The following is an 11,468-nucleotide window of genomic DNA, read 5'->3' as shown; positions in this document are numbered from 1 at the left end:
AGCGTCCGGTCATGGACGCTGTTGAGACGCTGTACGACCCCTGGTCCCCCGAGTTCGTCGCCGACCCGTACCCCGCGTACGCCCGGCTGCGCGCCGCCGGCCGCGCGCACTGGCACGGTCCGACCCGGCAGTGGCTGATCCCGCACTACGAGGACGTGTCGGCGCTCCTGCGGGACCGGCGGCTGGGGCGGACGTACACCCACCGGTTCACCCACGAGGAGTTCGGGCGGGAGGCGCCGCCCGCCGCGCACGAGCCCTTCCACACGCTGAACGACCACGGGCTGCTCGACCTGGAGGCCGCCGACCACACCCGGATCCGGCGGCTCGTGTCGAAGGCCTTCACGCCGAGGACGGTGGAGAACCTGGCGCCGACGGTACGGCGGCTCGCCGCCGGGCTCGTCGGCGACCTGGTGGCGGCGGGCGGCGGCGATCTGCTCGCCTCGGTCGCCGAGCCCCTCCCCGTCGCGGTGATCGCCGAGATGCTGGGCGTCCCGGAGGAGGACGAGGAGCGGGCGCGGCTGCGGCCCTGGTCGGCGGCGATCTGCGGGATGTTCGAGCTGAATCCCTCGGAGGAGACGGCCCGGCGGGCGGTCGTGGCCTCGATCGAGTTCTCGGACTACCTGCGGGAGCTGATCGCGCGGCGCCGGAAGAGCCCGGGGGACGACCTCATCTCGTCCCTGATCGCGGTGGAGGGGCTGACGGAGCAGGAGATGATCTCCACCTGCGTCCTGCTCCTGAACGCGGGCCACGAGGCCACCGTGAACACCACGGTCAACGGCTGGTGGACCCTGCTCAAGCACGGCGTCCGGCCCGATCCCGAAAAGTTGTCCACAGCTGTGGAAGAACTTCTGCGGTACGACACCCCGCTCCAGATGTTCGAGCGCTGGGTCCTCGACGACATCGAGGTCGGCGGCCAGGTCATCCCGCGCGGCTCCGAGGTCGCCCTCCTCTTCGGCTCCGCCAACCGCGACCCGGCCCGCTTCGGCCCGACGGCCGACGAGCTCGACCTCACCCGCGCCGACAACCCGCACATCACCTTCGGCGCGGGCATCCACTACTGCCTCGGCGCCCCGCTCGCCCGCCTCGAACTGGAGGCGGTCTTCGGCGAGCTCCTCCGCCGGGCCCCGAATCTGCGGCTCGCGGCGGAGCCGGTGTGGAAGCCCGGGTACGTGATCCGGGGCTTCGACGAGCTGCTCGTGGAGGTGTGAGGACCCGGGGCCGCGGACACCCCCCGACCTCAGGCGCCCCGGGGCTCCCCCGGCGGCGCGAGCAGGGGCTCCTGTGGCGGGGCGAGCCGGGCGAGGAGCGCGGCGCTCCCCGCCCCGGCCGCCGGGCGGTACGGCTCCGCGGGCCACAGCGCGCGGCCCTCGAAGAACGGCACGACGACCGACCGCCCGTCGGCGGAGGAGTCGCGCCAGCCGCGCAATTCGACGGCCCCGGTGGGCTCCGGCGGCAGCCCCCGCCGCGGGTGCTTCGCGGTGCCGGGCGGCAGCAGCGGGAGAAGACCCTCGGGCCGGTCGTGGCCCTCGGCGTCGGCGGGGAAGAGCACCAGGACGGGCACGCCGTCCTGCGGGTCGTGGAGCAGGACGTACCGCCGGGGCACGGGTACGGGGGAGCGCGCCGCGCGGTGCATCGCCCGGACCCAGGGCAGGCCCCGGGCGACCAGCTGGTAGCCGGAGTAGCCGAGGGCCGCGAGTCCCACGATCGCCAGGAAGAACAGCTTCATCAGGCTGCCGCCGTCGAGCCGGAGGAGCACCGCCCCGAGCGTGGCCAGGCACAGGACCAGCGCCCCGAGGAGCCGGCCGGTCCCGGCGACCCGCCGCAGACTCCGCACCCGCCACCACGCGACCTCGCGGACGTCCGCCTCGGCGCGCGGGGGCCGTTCGGCCCGCTTCCCCGTCGCCGGCACGGCCTGCCGCCCGGCATGGGCGGCGAGCCGCGCGTACGTCGGGGCGCCGGAGGTGTCGGACTCGGGCGGCCTGACGAGACTCACGGGAGGAGCCGGGGCGAGGACCGGCTCCGGGACCGGACCCCTCACGTGCCGGTCCGGCTCGTGCGGGTCCGGCTCGTGCCGCTCCTGCGGCTGCGCGGGAATCGCCCGGCCGAGGACGCCGGCGCGTTCGGCCTGCTCCACGATCCGCTGTCGCGCCCGCCGGTGCTTGATCGGCCTGGTCCAGAGCAGCGCTCCACCGCCGGGCGGCGCGAGCACCCCGCCCTTGGCCGGGTCCCCGCACCACCACATGATCCCGTCGGGGCCCGGCCGCAGCGGCTCGTAGCGGTGCCGCAGCGCGGCCACCTCCAGCGGCCACAGCTCGTCCCCGGCCGGGGACCTCAGCACGACGGCCTCGGTGCTCCGCATGCTCCGCACGGACACGGCCGGGTGCGCCGACCAGACCCCGGAGCCGAGGACGCGCCGCATCCGCCGCGCCAGCGCCCAGGAACCGGCACCGGCGGCGAGCGTGAGCACGCCCAGGGCGACGAGCGCGCCGACCAGGTCGTCCGTCCACGGCTCCCCGGGCACCACCAGCGCGACGCCCGCGGCGAGCGCGCACACGAGGCCCCCTCCCACCAGGACGCTGCCCGCTCTGTTCCCGTACCGGTCCAGTGCCTCCGCCGTCCCCGGCAGCTCCAGCGCGCGAGCCATCACAAATCCCCCGTTGGCCGATTCCCACCCGTCTCGTCCGTGACGGTAGACGTCAGCCGCACCTCGCACCAGCTGGTTCTACGGAGCCGCGTCCCGGGGCAGCATCAGCCCCCAGGCGCCCGCCCGGGCCGTCCACGTCCGGCGCCGGACCGGGCCCGTGACGCGGCCGTCCGCGCGGTAGCGGAAGTCCGGGCCCGAGACGGTGAGCATGCGGGCGGTCTCGTGGCGTGCCGGGGCGTCCGACGGGTGGACGGTCACCTCCGCCGTCCCGGCGACCGAGCGGACCGAGACGCCCTCCACCGGTGTGTCCACGTCCGCGAGGAGCACCCCGTCGGCCTCCACCCGCAGCCGGTGGGTGCGGACCGCGAGGGCCGTGGGGGCCGGGCGGACCAGCGTGCGGACCAGGGAGCGGCAGGTGCCCCAGACGGACGTGGTCGGGCCGCCCAGGGCGCGGACGGCCGACCCGCCGGGGATGAGGAGGTCGCCGAGGACGACCCCGTCGCTGTCGTCGACCAGCAGGTCCAGGCGGCGTACGACGCCGTCCAGGACCGCCCGGGCCGCCGCCGGGGTGGAGCGCGGCACGCCGAGCGCGTGCGCGATCTCCAGGGCGTCCGGCGGGCCGATCGGGACGAGGGAGAGCGCCCCCTCGGCGAGGTCCCGCTCCCGGTGCAGCAGCGTCACCGTTCGGAGCAGGGCGCGGTCGTCGCCGAGCACCACGGGGTGCCGGGAGCCGCGCCGGGCCAGGGCCCTGGTGAATTCTTCCGGACTGTCCGGCAGGCAGATCTTCGCTTCCGCGCGCGCGGACAGGACATCCTTCGCGATCCGTACGGACTCGCCGTCACTTCGGCGGGCGACCGGGTCGACGATGACCAGCAGCTGGTCGTGATCCGACACCTCGGTCCTTCCTCGGGTAGCATCTTTGTGCAAGAGCCCCTTGCGCTATTGCGCCAGGGGCTTCGTCTATTCCGGGGCACACCGGTGAGGCGGCGTACGCCCCCTGACCTTGGACATGCCCCACCCGGAAGGGGTGTACGCCTGTGCCCGCACTTGTGCTGCTCGGTGCTCAGTGGGGTGACGAGGGCAAGGGAAAGGCCACCGATCTCCTCGGTGGATCCGTTGACTATGTAGTGCGTTACCAGGGCGGCAACAACGCCGGCCACACCGTCGTCGTGGGCGACCAGAAGTACGCGCTGCATCTTCTCCCTTCCGGAATCCTCTCGCCGGGGTGCACCCCGGTGATCGGAAACGGTGTCGTCGTCGACCCGGCGGTCCTGCTCTCCGAGCTGAGCGGACTGAACGAGCGCGGCGTGGACACGTCGAAGCTCCTGATCAGCGGTAACGCTCACCTGATCACCCCGTACAACGTCACCCTCGACAAGGTGACGGAACGGTTCCTCGGCAAGCGCAAGATCGGTACCACCGGTCGCGGCATCGGGCCGACCTACGCCGACAAGATCAACCGCGTCGGCATCCGGGTCCAGGACCTGTACGACGAGTCGATCCTCACCCAGAAGGTCGAGGCGGCGCTGGAGGGCAAGAACCAGCTGCTCGCCAAGCTCTACAACCGCCGTGCGATCGACGCCGCCCAGATCGTCGAGGAGATGCTCCAGTACGCGGAGCAGATCAAGCCGTTCGTCGCGGACACCACGCTGATCCTCAACAACGCGCTCGACGAGGACAAGGTCGTCCTCTTCGAAGGCGGCCAGGGCACCCTCCTGGACGTGGACCACGGCACGTACCCCTTCGTCACCTCCTCGAACCCGACCGCGGGCGGCGCCTGCACCGGCGCCGGCGTGGGCCCGACGAAGATCAGCCGGGTCATCGGCATCCTCAAGGCCTACACGACCCGTGTCGGCGCCGGCCCGTTCCCGACGGAGCTCTTCGACGCGGACGGCGAGGCGCTGCGCCGCATCGGTGGCGAGCGCGGTGTCACCACCGGCCGTGACCGTCGCTGCGGCTGGTTCGACGCGGTCATCGCCCGCTACGCGACCCGCGTCAACGGCCTGACGGACTTCTTCCTCACCAAGCTCGACGTGCTGACGGGCTGGGAGCAGATCCCGGTCTGTGTCGCGTACGAGATCGACGGCAAGCGCGTCGAGGAGCTGCCCTACTCGCAGACCGACTTCCACCACGCGAAGCCGATCTACGAAATGCTGCCGGGCTGGTCCGAGGACATCACCAAGGCCAAGACCTTCGCCGACCTGCCGAAGAACGCGCAGGCGTACGTGAAGGCCCTGGAGGAGATGTCGGGTGCCCCGATCTCCGCGATCGGCGTCGGCCCCGGCCGGACCGAGACGATCGAGATCAACTCGTTCCTCTAAGCGGTACGAAGCGGTACGAGGGAAGGGCCCGCACCCCGGGAGACCGGGGTGCGGGCCCTTCCTCATGGGTCAGCCGTCGAGCCTCGTGTCCCGGCCGATCTTCTCCCACGTCGTGAGGTCCTTCCGGACCAGCTCCAGATGGCCCAGGATCGTGTCGATCGAGTCGTCGCCGAGGGCGAGCCGCAGCGGTGTCCCGTCGGCGTCCAGCGCGGCCAGGACCGCCGCCGCGGCCTTCGCCGGGTCGCCGGCCTGGGCGCCGCCCCCGGTCTCCACGAACGCCCGGGTCGCGCCCACCGTGTCCGCGTAGTCGGCGATGCCGTCGCCGCTCAGGCTGTGGTTGCCGAAGAGGCTCGTACGGAAGGCTCCGGGCTCGACGATCAGGACCCGGATGCCGAGCGGGCCGACCTCGGCCGCGAGCGCCTCCGACATGCCCTCCAGGGCGAACTTGGTCGCGCTGTACGCGCCGAAGCCCGCCATGGACGCCTGCCCGCCGACACTGCTGAGCTGCACGATCGCGCCCGAGCGGCGGGCCCGCATGTGCGGCAGGACGGCCCGGGTGAGGGCGGCCGGGCCGAAGACGTGGAGGTCGAAGAGGGACCGCAGTTCGGTGTCGGCGGTCTCCTCGACCGAACCGACGTGCGTGCGGCCCGCGTTGTTGACGAGGACGTCGATACGGCCGTGCCGCTCGGCGGCCTCCGCGACGACCCGGTCGACCGCCGCCGCGTCCGTGACGTCCAGGGCCACCGCGTCCACCTGGTCGGGGTGGGCGGCGACCAGGTCGTCCAGGGTCCCGGGGCGGCGGGCGGCGGCCACGACGACGTCGCCGGCGGCGATCGCCGCCTCGGTGAAGGCCCGCCCGAAACCGCTGTTGGCACCCGTGATCAACCAGACCTTGCTCATGTCCGTACTCCCTCGAAGTGCGCTGTTCGGTGATGCAACAAGCGTGCTCCGCAAGGCCTTTGGTCGTCCAAGATCTGCTGTGATAACCCATGGGCATGACGACCGGCGATGTCCACGGCCGCGACCTGAGGTACTTCCTCGCGGTCGCCGAGGAGCTCCACTTCACCCGCGCCGCCGAGCGGCTGTACGTCTCCCAGCCCGCGCTCAGCAAGCAGATACGGGCCCTGGAGCGGCAGCTCGGCGCCGCCCTCTTCGACCGCGACCGGCGGGGCGTCGTCCTCACCCCCGTCGGTACGGCCCTGCTGCCGCACGCCCGCGCCGTGCTCGCCGCCTGGGAGGAGGGCCGGGAGGCGGTGCGCCGGGCGCGGGAGGCGGCGGACGGCACCCTCGTCGTCGGCATGAGCACCAGCCCCGGGCGGGGCGGTCTGCTGCCCGCGATCCGCTCCCGCTTCACCGAGGCCCACCCCGGGGCCCGGCTGAAGCTGCGCCAGGTCGCCTGGGACGACCCGACGGCCGGGCTCGCCGACAGCGGCAGCGACGTCGCCTTCGTCTGGCTGCCGCTGGCCGGCGCGGACCGGTTCCGCTGGGTCGTCGTGGCCGCCGAGCCCCGGCTCGTCGCGCTCCCGGAGGCCCATCCGCTGGCCGCGCGCGAAAGCCTGGACTTCACCGACCTGCTCGACGAACCCTTCCTCGCCCTGCCGGACGGCGTGCCCGAACTGCGCGACCACTGGCTGGCGCTGGACGCGCGGGGCGGACGCCCGCCGGTGATCGGCGGCGAGATCGGCGGGGTGGACGAGGCGTACGAGGCGCTCGTCGGCGGCCTCGGCGTCTGCCTGGTCGCGGAGGGCAACGCACCGCTGCTCGCCCGCGAGGGCGTCGTCGTCCGCCCCGTCCGGGGCCTCACCCCCAGCCACCTCGTCCTGGCCTGGCGGACCGGCGACACCCGCCCCCTGGTCCGCGGCTATGCCCGGGCGGCGGCCGGACTCGGCCCTCGTGAGGCCTGAACTCGCCTTGTCAACCAAAGGAGTTGAGCGCTTAATGAGTTCCCACTCGTGCGTGGTTCCGTCTCAGGGGGAAGCATGGAAACGCCCGAACCTCCCGCCACACCGCCTCGGCCGTGGCATCGCCCCGCCGACACACCGGCCACCCCGCCGCAACCGGGTGCCGGTTCAGGTGTGGCAAGGCATCTGCCGCTGGTCATCAGCAAGAGACTGCTCTGGGTGGGTGGCGCCGCCTATCCGCTGGAGAACATCGTCCGCGTCTACACCTTCGTCCTTCGGCCGCGCAAGGCAGAGGCTTTCCGCAGGTTCCTGAAGCGGATCGCCTTCACGCTGCTCGCTCTGATCCTCGTCCTGTTCTTCGGGGCCGTCGCCGACACGTTAAGCAGCTCGTCGGACGGGGACGACTTCGCTTCCTTCCTCTCCGGGCTCTCCCTCCTCGCCGTCGTGGGCGCGTTCATCTGGTTCGCGGCCGACATGCTCGTCGTGGTGACCGCCTCCGCGCACTACGTCCTGGCCATCGAGACGAACGGGCAGTCGACCGCGATGGTCGCCGGCGAGCCTCGTCACCTGGACGGACTCGTGGGGCAGATCGCGGCCGCGATCGACGAGCCGGACGCGAACCTCAGCGTCGTCGTCGGAGCGCTCTCGATCAGCAACCCCAGCAACTACTACTTCGGCGACGCCGTGAACATCTACGGCGGCTCCGGTCACACGGGCAAGGTGGGCGCATGAGCGGGGACGGAAACAGCTACTACTTCGGCGACGCCGTGAACATTCAGGGCGGCACCGGTCATCAGGGGATCGTCCACAACCACGCCGCCCCGGCCCAGCCGCCCACCCTGGAAGAGGCCTTGCGGACCGTCGTCGCGCTCATGCAGGGGCTGCGCGCCGAGGTCGCGCCCGAGGACCGGCAGTCCTTCGACGACGCGCTGCCCGTCCTCGCCGCCGACGCGACCGACGCGGCTGTCGAGGCGCCGGTACGCCGCCGCGCGCTGCTGACGGTCGCGGGAATCGCCGCGATGCTCGGGACGCTCGGCGCACCGCTGCTCGACTCGGCCCGCGCGGCCCTGGAACTACTCGGCGTAGGCGGATAGCGCCCCTTCAGGGGCTGTGCTCACGCAGTGTGTTCGCTGCCCCGGCCCCGAGTTGCCGACTCGGGGCCACGGGAGAAGAGTGGTTCCTGTGATTCCTGTGAACCGTTGAGTCGTGGAACTCCGGTCACGTTGGGCCGCCTTCGGAGGTCGGCCCCCGCGGACGAAGCAGCACCCTGACAGCCACCTGGATTCACCATGACCACAACCGCCCAGCGACGAGTCGTCCGAGCTGCGAGCGCGTCCCTCCTGGCGGCCGGCTTGGCCTTGTCGTCAGGCATGGGCGCCATGGCGGCCTCGGCAGCCCCGGCGCAGGTTCAGGCCGTTGAAACCGCAAGGGCCCAGCCGACGCCGCCACCGCCTCCGGAGGAGGAGGTGCCGCCGCCGGTCGAGGAGCAGGTGCCGCCACCCGTCGAGGAGGAGGTGCCGCCACCTGTCGAGGAGGAGGTGCCGCCGCCCGCCGAGGAGGAAGTGCCTCCCGGCGAGGAGGAAGTGCCTCCCGGCGAGGAGCAGCAGCAGAACAACCCCGACGGGGAGGAAGAACAGAACCCGGCGGAGGAGGAGGCGAACCCTGCCGAGCAGCCCGCAGAGCTGCCCGCCGAGGGCGAGGAAGCGCCCCCCGCCCAGAACGTCGCGATTCAGACCCTGACCGCCGACGAGCTCAAGCAGGCGCAGGCCAACCTCGCGGGTACCAACCTCTCCGCCGCGGAGAAGGCGAAGGTCAAGAAGCAGCTGGACGACCTCCAGGCCATCATCAACGGGAACGGGACGCAGAAGGAGAAGGACGATGCCAAGGCCCTCGCCAAGGGGCTGGCCGAAGCGCTGAGGCTCAGCAAGGACACGGACTTCCCCAAGGAGGACCGGGAGAGGTACGCGAAGCTCGTCCTCGGCGTGACCAATGCGCTGGAGAAGGTCAACGGAAACGGTTCCCTCGCCGAGCGGCTCGTCTACTTCAAGGTCCTCAACGACCTCAACCTCGTCCTCACGAAACTCACGGACAAGAACCTGACCGTGCAGGAGAAGGTGCTCTACTCCAAGTACGCGGATGTGCTCCTCGGCGGTGTGCTGGCCGCCCAGCAGCCGGGTACCGCGCCGACGAAGCCGGAGGACAAGAAGAAGGTCCAGGAGAAGCTGGCGAAGAGCGCCGCGGCGCTCAAGGTCTACCAGAGCGCGGACTCCTCTCCGGAGCAGCGGTCCGCCGCCAAGGCGACGCTCGACGAGCAGGCCGGTGCGGTGAACAACTCCCAGTACCAGGAGCTCGTGGAAGAGCTGAAGCGGCTGAAGGCGCCGCAGTCCTGCCTCGACGTCGTGCAGAACCGCACGCAGCAGGCCGGCTGGCCCGACGGGTCCCTCTGGGGTCTGACCGACAAGGCGTGCGCGGACACCGTGCAGGCCGGTGCGGCGGACACCGACAGCGACTGGAGCGCCCTCTTCCAGTGCGTGCTGGACCAGCCGTTCAGCACCTGCACCAACCGGATCCCCGAATAGCCCCTACAGTCGCAGGAACTCACCCGGCTCCGCGTCCACCATCGGGTGGACGAGGAGCCGTTCCTTGCCCTCCCACCTGTCCACGGCCACGTAACTGGAGCCGTTCGACGGGCACTCGGAGTCCGTGCTGCCCGGCTCCCTGACCTGCGGGCCGATGACGAGGAGGTCACCGACACCCGCGAGGACGGACGTGGAGGCGCAGCTGACGACGTCGGTGGTGATCTCGCCGGCGTCGTTCACGCGCGGGAAGACGTCGGTGATGCGGACGACCGGCGTGCCGATCGGGCCCTGGGTGACCGTCACCTCCGTGCGGTAGCGGTCGTCGTTGTCGCCGTAGACCTCCGTCATGGGCTTGCTGCGCCAGCGGCCGAGGTAGCGGGCGGGGACGACGGCGGTGCCGGTGGGCGCCTTGCGGAAGGTGGCCTTCGCGGCGCCCGAGGTCCACTCCAGGACGTCGGGGGAGCGCAGGGTGAGCGTCTGGTGCGCGGCGGGAGTGCAGCGCTCGGCGGGCACACTGGTCGTGACGTCGGACTCGCCGAGCACGACCTTGTCCTCGTCGGCCGAGACGAGCCGCGAGCGCCCCATGCAGAGCCGGCTCTCGGCGACCTGGACGTAGACCGCGCTCTTGGCGCCCGCCGCGCCCTGGGTGATCTCGATCCGGGCGGTCTCCCGGGGATGGTCGGCGGTGCCCTGGATGACGCCCTCCCAGGCGCCGAGGAAGCTGCCGGGGACGATCCCGGCAGGCCGGGCGGAGACGCCGTCGGTCCGGCCCTTGCCGCGGTTCCTCTGCTCGTCGCCGCCGGTGTCCGGGTCGGGCCAGAAGGTGTACGTGACGGTGGCCGCGGCGGCCACCGCCAGGGCCGCGAGGGCGGCGACCAGGGCCGTACGGCGCCGGGGGCGGGGCGCGGTGCGGGCGGTGGGCGGCAGGGGAGTGGCGGGCGTCGGGTCACCGGCGCCGACGGCGGCCACCGAGGCTCCCCCGGCCACGGGCCCCGTCCCGGCCTCCGCCTCCAGGAGCCGGGCCGCGTGGCGGCCCAGCCGGGCCAGGACGTCCGCCGGGAGCCACGGGTCGGCGACGACCGGCAGCGTCTCGACGATCTCGGTGGCCGAGGGGCGCGCCTCCGGGTCCTTGGCGAGGCAGGCCCGGATGAGGCCGGAGAGCTCGGGCGCGAGGTCCGTCAGGTCGGGCTCGTCGTGGGCGATGCGGAACATCGTGGCGTGGACGCCGCTGTCGGCCGTACCGAAGGGGGACCGGCCGGTCGCGGCGTACGCGAGGACGGAGCCGAGGCAGAAGACGTCCGACGCGGGGCTGACCCGGTCGCCGCGGACCTGCTCGGGCGACATGAAGCCGGGGGAGCCGACGACCGCGCCGGTGGAGGTCAGTCCGCCGCCGTCGGCGACCGTGTCGACGGCGCGGGCGATGCCGAAGTCGATGAGCCGGGGCCCGTCGACGGTCAGCAGGACGTTGGACGGCTTGAGGTCGCGGTGGACGAGCCCGGCAGCGTGGATGTGGACGAGGGCGCGGGCGAGCCCCGAGGCCAGGGACCGTACGGTCGCGGGCGGCAGCGGCCCGTACTCGTCGCCGACGACGGTCCGCAGCGACGGCCCGGGGACGTATCCGATGGCCACCCAGGGGGCCTCGGCGGAGGTGTCCGAGCCGAGCACGGGCGCCGTGCCCGTCCCGCCGACCCGCTCCAGCGCCTCGACCTCGCGGGCGAACCGCCGCCGGAACTCCTCCTGGGCGGCCAGCTCGGAGTGCACCACCTTGACCGCGACCGTCCGGCCGCCGGCCGAGCGCGCGAGGAACACCCGGCCCATCCCACCGACCCCGAGACGGCCGATCAGACGGAACGGACCGATGCTGACCGGGTCTTCCGCGTTCAATGGATCCACGGCGACGAGCATGCCAGACCACGCCTCGGCCGTCTCCGCCCGCAGCCCCCGCCCGCAGCCCCCGTCCCCCACCCCGGTCAGCCGTCCCCGCAGACCTTCAGGCCCTTCGGGGTGGAGCAGGGCAGGTGGC

General features: G+C 72.7%; 10 protein-coding genes. 6 read left to right on the top strand and 4 right to left on the bottom strand.

The window, feature by feature from the left end:
* Positions 1 to 11: 11 nt before the first annotated feature.
* Positions 12 to 1,208, top strand: a complete 1,197-nt coding sequence (locus IE124_RS15735) for a cytochrome P450 (RefSeq protein WP_189508379.1) — start codon at positions 12 to 14, stop codon at positions 1,206 to 1,208.
* A 29-nt stretch (positions 1,209 to 1,237) separates the two neighbouring features.
* On the opposite strand, the gene IE124_RS15730 is transcribed toward IE124_RS15735, so the two are convergent.
* Both IE124_RS15730 and IE124_RS15725 read right to left on the bottom strand, forming a co-directional pair.
* Positions 1,238 to 2,644: a hypothetical protein gene (locus IE124_RS15730; protein ID WP_189508378.1), complete on the bottom strand. Its 1,407-nt coding sequence runs from the start codon at positions 2,642 to 2,644 to the stop codon at positions 1,238 to 1,240.
* A gap of 78 nt (positions 2,645 to 2,722) precedes the next feature.
* Complete coding sequence (locus IE124_RS15725) at positions 2,723 to 3,571, bottom strand: diacylglycerol kinase family protein (RefSeq protein ID WP_189508377.1); 849 nt, start codon at positions 3,569 to 3,571, stop codon at positions 2,723 to 2,725.
* Positions 3,572 to 3,681: 110 nt separating this feature from the next.
* Here IE124_RS15725 and IE124_RS15720 point away from each other — a divergent pair, with 110 nt between their 5' ends.
* On the top strand, positions 3,682 to 4,965 hold the full coding sequence (locus IE124_RS15720) for an adenylosuccinate synthase (protein WP_056653106.1): 1,284 nt from the start codon (positions 3,682 to 3,684) through the stop codon (positions 4,963 to 4,965).
* 69 nt (positions 4,966 to 5,034) lie between these two features.
* On the opposite strand, the gene IE124_RS15715 is transcribed toward IE124_RS15720, so the two are convergent.
* Complete coding sequence (locus IE124_RS15715) at positions 5,035 to 5,865, bottom strand: oxidoreductase (RefSeq protein ID WP_189508376.1); 831 nt, start codon at positions 5,863 to 5,865, stop codon at positions 5,035 to 5,037.
* Positions 5,866 to 5,954: 89 nt separating this feature from the next.
* Between IE124_RS15715 and IE124_RS15710 the strand changes: the two genes are divergently transcribed.
* The 4 genes from IE124_RS15710 (at position 5,955) to IE124_RS15695 (ending at position 9,445) form a co-directional block, all read left to right on the top strand.
* Positions 5,955 to 6,869, top strand: coding sequence for a LysR family transcriptional regulator (locus IE124_RS15710; protein WP_370468768.1), 915 nt, complete (start codon positions 5,955 to 5,957; stop codon positions 6,867 to 6,869).
* Between the two features lie 171 nt (positions 6,870 to 7,040).
* The gene (locus IE124_RS15705; protein ID WP_229832489.1) at positions 7,041 to 7,598 is read left to right on the top strand and encodes a DUF6232 family protein; all 558 of its coding nucleotides are present in this window, start codon (positions 7,041 to 7,043) and stop codon (positions 7,596 to 7,598) included.
* A complete protein-coding gene (locus IE124_RS15700) occupies positions 7,595 to 7,960 on the top strand; it encodes a hypothetical protein (RefSeq protein ID WP_189508374.1) in 366 nt (121 codons plus the stop codon). Before IE124_RS15705 ends, IE124_RS15700 begins: the two co-directional genes overlap by 4 nt.
* Before the next feature lie 195 nt (positions 7,961 to 8,155).
* The gene (locus tag IE124_RS15695; protein WP_189508373.1) at positions 8,156 to 9,445 is read left to right on the top strand and encodes a hypothetical protein; all 1,290 of its coding nucleotides are present in this window, start codon (positions 8,156 to 8,158) and stop codon (positions 9,443 to 9,445) included.
* Between the two features lie 3 nt (positions 9,446 to 9,448).
* Here IE124_RS15695 and IE124_RS15690 read toward each other — a convergent pair whose 3' ends face one another.
* Positions 9,449 to 11,338, bottom strand: coding sequence for a serine/threonine-protein kinase (locus IE124_RS15690; RefSeq protein ID WP_189508372.1), 1,890 nt, complete (start codon positions 11,336 to 11,338; stop codon positions 9,449 to 9,451).
* Positions 11,339 to 11,468: the final 130 nt, after the last annotated feature.

This window comes from Streptomyces narbonensis (assembly GCF_014649015.1).
Lineage (GTDB): Bacteria > Actinomycetota > Actinomycetes > Streptomycetales > Streptomycetaceae > Streptomyces > Streptomyces narbonensis.
The sequence above is the reverse complement of the archived record's forward strand: the minus strand, read 5'-3'. Positions and strand labels throughout refer to the sequence as shown.

Excerpts from the sequence above, each read along its gene's own strand:
- IE124_RS15735 (WP_189508379.1), top strand. The coding sequence starts at position 12 with ATGGACGCTGTTGAGACGCTGTACGACCCCTGGTCCCCCGAGTTCGTC.
- IE124_RS15730 (WP_189508378.1), bottom strand. The coding sequence starts at position 2,644 with ATGGCTCGCGCGCTGGAGCTGCCGGGGACGGCGGAGGCACTGGACCGG.
- IE124_RS15715 (WP_189508376.1), bottom strand. The coding sequence starts at position 5,865 with ATGAGCAAGGTCTGGTTGATCACGGGTGCCAACAGCGGTTTCGGGCGG.
- IE124_RS15710 (WP_370468768.1), top strand. The coding sequence starts at position 5,955 with ATGGGCATGACGACCGGCGATGTCCACGGCCGCGACCTGAGGTACTTC.
- IE124_RS15700 (WP_189508374.1), top strand. The coding sequence starts at position 7,595 with ATGAGCGGGGACGGAAACAGCTACTACTTCGGCGACGCCGTGAACATT.
- IE124_RS15695 (WP_189508373.1), top strand. The coding sequence starts at position 8,156 with ATGACCACAACCGCCCAGCGACGAGTCGTCCGAGCTGCGAGCGCGTCC.